Here is a 7,418-nt window from a genome sequence, read left to right as displayed (position 1 = left end):
CGACCCGGGTGACCCCGGCGATCCTGGAGACCCGGGTGACCCCGGCGACCCGGACCCGGGCGACCCGGGCGACCCCCCGGGTGACGGCGACGACCAGAACCCCGGTGGCGAGCCCGACCAGCCGGCGGCGCCCGAGGACGACGACGGCAACACGTCCGTCGTCTCCGACAGCGACGACGACTCGGCCGCCCCGCAGGAGACCCTCCCCACCACCGGTGTGGACCTCTCGGGCTTCGTGCTCGGCGGTGTGGTCGCCATGGGCCTCGGCGCCGTGACCATCTACGCCTCCCGCCGCCAGGCCCCGATGCCGGGCTAGCCGACGGGCGGTACCCGGCCGTCCCGGACCGGCTCCGGGCCGGGACGGCCGACCACCGGACGACCTACGTCCGCGCCGCCGCGGCGGCGGGCCGCAGAGCGGGGGCGAGCACCGCGGCCAGCAGCCCCGCCAGCGGGATCGCCCACAGGCCCACGCCCAGCGAGGTGGCGTCGGCCACCGCCCCCACCAGGGGCGGGAACGCCAGGAACCCGGCGCGCCCCAGCCACGCCACGACGGCCACGCCGTCGCCGCTGCGCACCCCCGGCACCTCCCCGGCCGCGGCCAGGGTCAGCGGGAACAGCGTCGCCACCCCCAGCCCCAGCAGCCCGAACCCGGCGATCGCCGTGACCGGGCCCGGCACCAGCAGCGCCGTCCCCAGCCCGACCGCCGCGAGCAGCCCGCCGCAACGCGTCACCGCCACCGCGCCGAACCGGTCGGTGAGGCGGTCGCCGGTCAGCCGCCCCACGGTCATCATCGCCTGGCAGGCCACGAACGGCAGGCCGGCCAGGAAGAGCGGGGCGCCCAGCTCGTCGCGCATGTAGACCGCGCCCCACGAGGCGGCGGAGTCCTCGATGGCCCCCGCCATCATCAGCAGCACGCTCAACCCGAGCAGCAGGCCCACCGCCGCGCGCGGCAGCCGCAGCACCTCGCCCGGGGCGACGTGGCCGTCGGCGCGCTCGGTGTGCTCGGGGCCCGCCAGCAGGAACCGCGACGCCGTCCCCGCGAGGACGAGCAGCACCACCGAGGCGCCGAGGAGGTGCGCCTGGAGCGGCACGCCCAGCCCCACCATCGCCGACCCGACCAGCCCGCCGCACACCGCCGCGACGCTCCAGACGGCGTGGAAGGTGTTGATGATCGTCCGCCCGTAGCGCCGCTGCACCCGCAGGCCGTGCGCGTTCATCGCCGCGTCCATCCAGGCGTCGGCGGTGCCCAGCGCGAACAGCACCGCCGCCAGCGCCCACCATCCGGGGGCCAGCGCCACCACCGGCAGCAGCACGGCGGCCAGCACACCGGTCGCCACCGACACCCGGCCGCTGCCGAAGCGGGCGATGAGCGGGCCGGCCAGCATCGCGGTCAGCAGCGCGCCCAGCGGGTACGCCGCGATCGCCCCGCCCAGCGCCGCGTTGGACAGCTCCAGGTCGTCCTTGATGACCGGCAGCCACGGTACGACGTTGGTGTAGGTGAAGCCGTTGACCATGAACAGGAGCAGGACGGCGAACCTCGCCCGCCTCGCTCCGGTGTCCGGAACCGCGTTCCGCCGATCGACCGCCACCGAGCCTCCAAGGTTCGTCACGTCACGTGTTGCGGATGCTACGCATCACTGTGTACCAAGGGGTTGCGCCATGCCCGCAAGCCCTTTTGGCATATGATCTTCCGACCGTTCCGCCCCGCCCTGGCCCGCCCCCCGATCTCGACTCTCGACGCCCGCCGGATCCCGTCCCTCCCCCAACGACGACCGGAGCCCGACCGATGATCGACCTGAGAGCGCTGCGCGAGAAACCGACGATCGTGGGCGACCGCGTCCGGTTGGTGCCGCTGGCGGCGGAGCACGCCGAGAGCTACTTCGCCTCGACCCGCGACGAGGAGGTCCGCCGGCTCACCGGGCGCCACCGCAGCTTCTCCTTCGAGGAGGTCCGGGCCTGGTGCGCCTCGCGCGCCGACGCCCCCGACCGGATCGACCTGGCGATCACCGAGCGGCGCGACGGCCGGTTCGTCGGCTCGCTGTCGCTCGACGAGGTCGACCCCGACAACGAGAGCGCCGCCTACCGCATCGCCCTGTCGGCCATCGAGTTCACCGGGCAGGGGCTGGGCCGCGAGGCCACCCGCCTCGTCCTCGACCACGCCTTCAACCGGATCGGGCTGCACCGGGTCTGGCTCAACGTGTACGCGTTCAACATGCGCGCCATCGCGGTCTACCGCGCCTGCGGGTTCGGCGTCGAGGGGCGGCTGCGCGAGGCGCTGCTCTGGGACGGCCGCCGCCACGACGCGCTGGTCATGGCCGCGCTGGCGGCTGATTTCCGCCGGTCCGACGCCGGCTGACCGCGCTCCGCCTGATTCGCCCCGATATCCCGATGCGTCGTGTTCCGTCCTGTGCGGAGCGGGTATGCCCCGTAGCACTTTCGCTGAGCCGCTCGGGAGAGGAGCGGCGCCGCCGCCACCGTCCGCCGGCCGGCGCGGCGCCGGACCCGTCATGAACGCGCTACCCGTATCGCTGCCCTTCACCGACCGCGCCGAGGCCGGCCGCCGGCTGGCCGACCGGGTGCGCCCCTATGCCGCCGCCGACCCGCTCGTGCTCGCGCTGCCGCGCGGCGGGGTCCCCGTCGCCGCGCAGCTCGCCCGTGCCCTCGGCGCCGAACTCGACGTGCTCGTCGTCCGCAAGATCGGCCTGCCCGGCCACGCCGAGGTGGGGGTCGGCGCGCTCGCCGAGGACGGCCGCGCCTGCTTCGACGACGACGCCCTGGCCCGGCTGCGCGTGCCCCGGGAGGCCCTCGACGACGTGGTGCGCGCCGAGCGCGTCGAACTCGCCCGCCGCCTGGAGGTCTACCGGGGGCGGCGGCCGGCGCCCCGGGTCGCCGGCCGCGACGTCATCGTCGTGGACGACGGCGCGGCCACCGGCGGCACCGCCCGCGCGGCGCTGCGCACCCTGCGCCGGAGCCGTCCCGCCCGGCTGACCCTCGCCGTGCCCGTCGCCGCCCCGCAGGCGGTGGCGGCGCTGCGCGCCGAGGCCGACCACGTCGTGGTGCTCACCTGCCCGGAGAACTTCCGCGCGGTGGGGGAGTGGTACCGCGACTTCACCCAGCTCTCCGACGCCGACGTCACATCGGCCCTGGAGTCGGCGCGCGGCCCCGCCGGCGGCGCCGCCGAGCGGGCGGTGCGCATCCGCGCCGGGGGCACCGACCTCGACGGGGAGCTGGCCGCGCCCGCCTCGGTGCGCGGGGCCGCCGTGTTCGCGGTGGGCCGCGGCCGCGCCGAACCGTCGGTGCGCGCCACCGCGGCGGCGGTGCGCGAGGCCGGCTACGCCACCCTCGTCCTCGACCTGCTCGACGCGGAGGAGAGCGCCGCGGCGGCCGCCGAGGGCGGCGCCGCCGTGTCGACGGCGGACCTCGCGGAGCGGCTGGACGCCGCCGTGCGCTGGCTGCGCCGGTCCACCGACGTCGCCGGCCGCCGCGTCGGGCTGTTCGGGGCGGGAACCGCGGCGCCCGCGGCCATCGCCGCGGCGGCGCGCAACCCCGGCGACGTCGCGGCGGTGGTGGCGTTCGGCGGCCGGATCGACCTCGCCGAGGACGCGCTCGCCCGGGTCCGCTGCCCCGTCCTGGTCCTGCTGCCGAGTGCCGACTCCTTCGTCCGCGAACTCGCCGAGTGGGCGGTGGCCCGGCTGGGCGGCCCGGCCGAGCTGCGCGTGGTGGCGGGCGCCGAGGCGATGCTGGCGGACGCCGAGGAGTGGCACGGGGCGGGGACGGCCGTCGCCCACTGGTTCGACCGGCACCGCTGACCGGGGCCGGACGCGGAAAACCCGCGGCGCCCTCGACGGAGGTCCGTCGGGGCGCCGCGGGTAATGCGTGGCCGGGGCCGCAAGGAAGACTGTTGTGCGGGAAGCGCCGGCCGCCGCGGACCGGGCCCGGGTCCGGGGGGACCGATCAGGCGGCGTTGGCCCGGCGCATGCGGCGCCGGCGCTCCGACGCGCGCTCGTCCTCGTTCAGGCCGCCCCAGGTGCCGTACTTCTCGGGCCGCGAGATCGCGTAGTCGAGGCACTCGCTGCGAACGGGACACTGCGCACAGATCTCCTTGGCCTTGCGCTCGCGGATCTCGCGCTCCGGCTGGCGCTCGCCGTCCGGACCGAAGAAGAGCACAAGGTCCTCGCCCCGGCACGCGGCGGCATCCTGCCACCCCCAGCTCGGGCGGGGGCGCAGCGCGGCCTGCCGACGTACCTGAGACATGGTTGAACCACCTCTACTGAAATCGCTAGTAAGCTTGTGGAAGAACAGGGTCGAACACAACTGGGTCAAGCAACGTGAGCCGCCCCGCACGGGCGAAACGCCGTGCGATGCTTCGGTGTTCCCGGTGTGGTTGAGACCACGGCGGCGCAGATCCGCCGAAGACGGCGGGCGCTCACGCGAACGGCCGGGGAGGCGGTGCCGCTCTCCCTGCGAGCCGGTACGTAATCATGCCATCCCCACTCCCGCTCGCGCACGGGGGGTGGCGAAATTACTCGCTCAACCGTTACCGAAACCTGACAAGCAGTGATGAGAATCCACTTGTTTGTCCGATTTTGGGCGCGCATTTGCGCGATCCGGAAGATCCGAACAGGCCCCATCGTATGTGCCGAGACCCCGTCTGCCTAGGGTCGGCACCTGATGCACGGGTCACACCGCGGTCTAGACCACGGCGCGATTCCGCCGTGGACATGGGAACTTCTTCCGCGAAAACGCCCCCCGCGCCCCTGATCCGTGCTACACGTCGCGCCCTTCGCCGGGGCGGAGCCGGGTGTAGACGCCGTCGCCCACGAGGCCGCCGACGACCTTCGCGTAGATCGCGTGCCCGTTGTCGCCCAGCAGGCCGTCGTGCACCGGGACCGCGGTGCGCGGCGCGACCGCGCGCACGTAGTCGACGACCTCCGCCGCCTTGGACCACGGCGCGTGCAGCGGCACCAGCAGCGTGGTCACCGGGTCCTCCGGGACGGTGAGCGCGTCGCCGGGGTGGAACACCGCCCCCCGCGGGGACACCACCCGGAACCCGACGTTGGCCACCACCGGGATGTCGGGGTGGATGACCGCGTGGCGCTCGCCGTAGACGTGCACGTCGAACCCCGCCGTCTCCAGCACGTCGCCGTGCCCGACCGCGCGGACGCGGGCGCCGAGGTCGGCCAGCCCGCCCAGCGACGCGGCGACCGCCGGGTGCGCGTGGACCTCCAGGCCGGGCCGGGCCCGCGCCGCGGCGCGCAGCCGGTCGAGATCGAGGTGGTCGGGGTGCTCGTGCGTCACCGCCACGGCGTCGGCGCCCACCGCCGCGTCCGGTTCGCTGAAGCCCCCGGGGTCGACGACCAGGGTGCCGCCGGCGTGCTCGAAGCGGACGCAGGCATGTCCCAGTTTGGTGATACGCACGGTCACGATCCTATATCCGCGGGCCGGGCGGCACGCGCGCCGCGCCCCTTAGGGGGACGATCCGGGGCAGGGGGCGGAACGCGACTTTTAGCCGGGACGTCTCAGGACAGTAGAACAGGCTCGGGGCCTCGGCCCGGAGCGGACCGACCTTCGCGGAGGAAGCGATATCCCGTGGCACTGCTGCGTCTGATCCTGAACATCGTCTGGCTCGTCGTGGCCGGCTTCTGGCTCGCCCTCGGCTACCTGCTGGCCGGTGTCATCTGCTGCATCCTCGTCGTCACCATCCCCTTCGGCGTCGCCTCCTTCCGCATGGCCAACTACGCGCTCTGGCCGTTCGGCCGGGAGATGGCGCGCCGCCCCGGCGCGGGCGGCGGCAGCACGGCCCTCAACGTCATCTGGCTGATCGTCGCGGGCTGGTGGCTGACGATCGGGCACATCGCCACCGCGGTCGGCCTGGCCGTGACCATCATCGGTATCCCCATGGCGTGGGCGTCGCTCAAAATGATCCCGGTGGCCCTGGCGCCCTTCGGCAACGAGATCGTGCCCAGCGACCGCGCCCGGGAGCCGTGGCAGTTCTGATTCCGGCCGCCGCCCACCGGCGGCGGCTTCGCGACGCCGCGCGGGCCGCGCGCGGCACGAGCACCACCAAGGAGACGATGTGCGGGTGAGGCGACCGGGGGAGTGGTCCTTCCTGAAGCGGCGGTGGGCCGGCCGCGACGCGGCGGCCCGGGAGGTGCGGACGCTCCCGGCCGAACCGCCGGCCCCCGAACCCCCGGAGGAGGACGACCTCCTCGTCCGCATGGCCAACGTCGCCTGGCGGCTGCTGCTGGTCGGCGTGGTGGTCGCCCTCGTCGTGTGGGCCCTCGTCCACATCCGCGTGGTCACCATCCCGACGATCCTCGCTGTGTTCGTGACGGCGCTGCTCATGCCGGCGGCCACCTGGCTGCGGCGGCGCGGGCTGGGCCGGGGCTCGGCCACGGCCATCACCATCATCGGATCGCTCATCGTCTTCGGCGGCGTCATCACGCTCATCGTGCAGCCGGCGATCTCCGGTTTCGACGGGCTGGTGAGCAGCGTCGAGCAGGCCATCGACGGCATGCCCGGCTACCTCCAGGCGCTCGGCCTCGACCCGCAGCTCGTCAGCACCACGATCACCTCCGCCGAGGAGGAGCTGCAGACCGCCCTCCAGCAGGACTGGACCCAGTGGGTGAGCCAGGCGTGGGTCGCCGGCACCACCGTGGTCGAGATCCTCATCGGCGTGATCCTGGTGATCGTGCTGACGGTCTACTTCATCCACTCCGGCGACCGGCTCGTCGAGTGGGTGCTCTCCCTGTTCCCGTCCTCCACCCGGCGCTCCATGGGCGCGGCCGGCGACATCGCCTACGGGGTCATGGGGCGCTACGTGCGCGGGGTGGCGCTGGTCGGGCTGATCGACGCGATCGGCATCGGCATCGCCCTGGTCATCCTGATCGACCCGGGGCTGGCCATCCCGCTGATCGTCCTCACCTTCGTCGGGGCGTTCCTGCCCGTCATCGGCGCCTTCCTCAGCGGGCTGCTCGCGGCCCTGGTCGCCCTGGTCACCGAGGGGTGGATCATCGCGATCGTCGTCGTGGCGGTCGTGCTGGTGGTGCAGCAGCTGGAGAGCCACGTGTTCGCTCCGCGCGTCTACGGCAAGGCGCTGGAGCTGCCGTCGGCGGTCGTGCTGCTCGCCATCACCATCGGCAGCATCCTCGGCGGCATCGCCGGGGCGTTCCTGGCCACGCCGATCGTCGCGGTGATCGCGGCCCTGCTGCGCGACCGGCCCTTCGCCAAGCCCGACCGGGCGCCGATCGACACCTCGCACCCCGGGCCGCCCGGTGGTGCGGCCGAGCAGCGCCCCGCCGCGCCGGCCGTGCCGACCGCCCCGGTCACCCCGGCCCCGGCGGAGAACGCGCCGAAGCCGGACCGCTCGGAGTAGCCCCCGGCGGCCCGCCCGCCCCGCCGCCGCGGCGCCCCGCGCC

Annotated in this window: 7 protein-coding genes and 1 pseudogene; 5 read left to right on the top strand and 3 right to left on the bottom strand. The window is 74.7% G+C overall.

Features of this window, described 5'->3' with window-relative positions:
• A pseudogene (locus tag NT8_RS30125) lies at positions 1-316 on the top strand (hypothetical protein); the annotation flags it as partial.
• Positions 317-380: 64 nt separating this feature from the next.
• Here the strand turns inward: NT8_RS30125 and NT8_RS26105 are convergent.
• Positions 381-1,514, bottom strand: a complete 1,134-nt coding sequence (locus NT8_RS26105; protein WP_084469297.1) for an MFS transporter — start codon at positions 1,512-1,514, stop codon at positions 381-383.
• A gap of 272 nt (positions 1,515-1,786) precedes the next feature.
• Here NT8_RS26105 and NT8_RS26100 point away from each other — a divergent pair, with 272 nt between their 5' ends.
• Together NT8_RS26100 and NT8_RS26095 are read left to right on the top strand one after the other, a co-directional pair.
• Positions 1,787-2,356 carry a GNAT family N-acetyltransferase gene (locus NT8_RS26100; protein ID WP_067975147.1) on the top strand — a complete coding sequence of 190 codons (570 nt, stop codon included), beginning with the start codon at positions 1,787-1,789 and terminating at the stop codon, positions 2,354-2,356.
• 151 nt (positions 2,357-2,507) lie between these two features.
• The gene (locus NT8_RS26095; RefSeq protein ID WP_067975145.1) at positions 2,508-3,809 is read left to right on the top strand and encodes a phosphoribosyltransferase family protein; all 1,302 of its coding nucleotides are present in this window, start codon (positions 2,508-2,510) and stop codon (positions 3,807-3,809) included.
• Between the two features lie 145 nt (positions 3,810-3,954).
• Here NT8_RS26095 and NT8_RS26090 read toward each other — a convergent pair whose 3' ends face one another.
• Both NT8_RS26090 and NT8_RS26085 read right to left on the bottom strand, forming a co-directional pair.
• Positions 3,955-4,254 (bottom strand): WhiB family transcriptional regulator, encoded by a 300-nt coding sequence (locus NT8_RS26090; RefSeq protein WP_281203533.1) that lies wholly within the window; start codon positions 4,252-4,254, stop codon positions 3,955-3,957.
• Between the two features lie 513 nt (positions 4,255-4,767).
• Positions 4,768-5,418, bottom strand: a complete 651-nt coding sequence (locus NT8_RS26085; RefSeq protein WP_067975151.1) for an MBL fold metallo-hydrolase — start codon at positions 5,416-5,418, stop codon at positions 4,768-4,770.
• 171 nt (positions 5,419-5,589) lie between these two features.
• Between NT8_RS26085 and NT8_RS26080 the strand changes: the two genes are divergently transcribed.
• Positions 5,590-5,997 carry a YccF domain-containing protein gene (locus NT8_RS26080; protein ID WP_067975139.1) on the top strand — a complete coding sequence of 136 codons (408 nt, stop codon included), beginning with the start codon at positions 5,590-5,592 and terminating at the stop codon, positions 5,995-5,997.
• Between the two features lie 85 nt (positions 5,998-6,082).
• Positions 6,083-7,375, top strand: coding sequence for an AI-2E family transporter (locus NT8_RS26075; RefSeq protein WP_245646340.1), 1,293 nt, complete (start codon positions 6,083-6,085; stop codon positions 7,373-7,375).
• Positions 7,376-7,418: the final 43 nt, after the last annotated feature.

It is taken from the genome of Nocardiopsis trehalosi NBRC 14201, from assembly GCF_001552555.1.
In the GTDB taxonomy this organism is placed as follows: domain Bacteria; phylum Actinomycetota; class Actinomycetes; order Streptosporangiales; family Streptosporangiaceae; genus Nocardiopsis_B; species Nocardiopsis_B trehalosi.
Note: the sequence above shows the minus strand (reverse complement) of the source record. Positions and strands in the feature narration are given on the sequence as shown.

Coding starts and splice junctions, on each gene's coding strand:
- NT8_RS26105 (WP_084469297.1), bottom strand. CDS start 1,514: ATGGTCAACGGCTTCACCTACACCAACGTCGTACCGTGGCTGCCGGTC.
- NT8_RS26100 (WP_067975147.1), top strand. CDS start 1,787: ATGATCGACCTGAGAGCGCTGCGCGAGAAACCGACGATCGTGGGCGAC.
- NT8_RS26095 (WP_067975145.1), top strand. CDS start 2,508: ATGAACGCGCTACCCGTATCGCTGCCCTTCACCGACCGCGCCGAGGCC.
- NT8_RS26090 (WP_281203533.1), bottom strand. CDS start 4,254: ATGTCTCAGGTACGTCGGCAGGCCGCGCTGCGCCCCCGCCCGAGCTGG.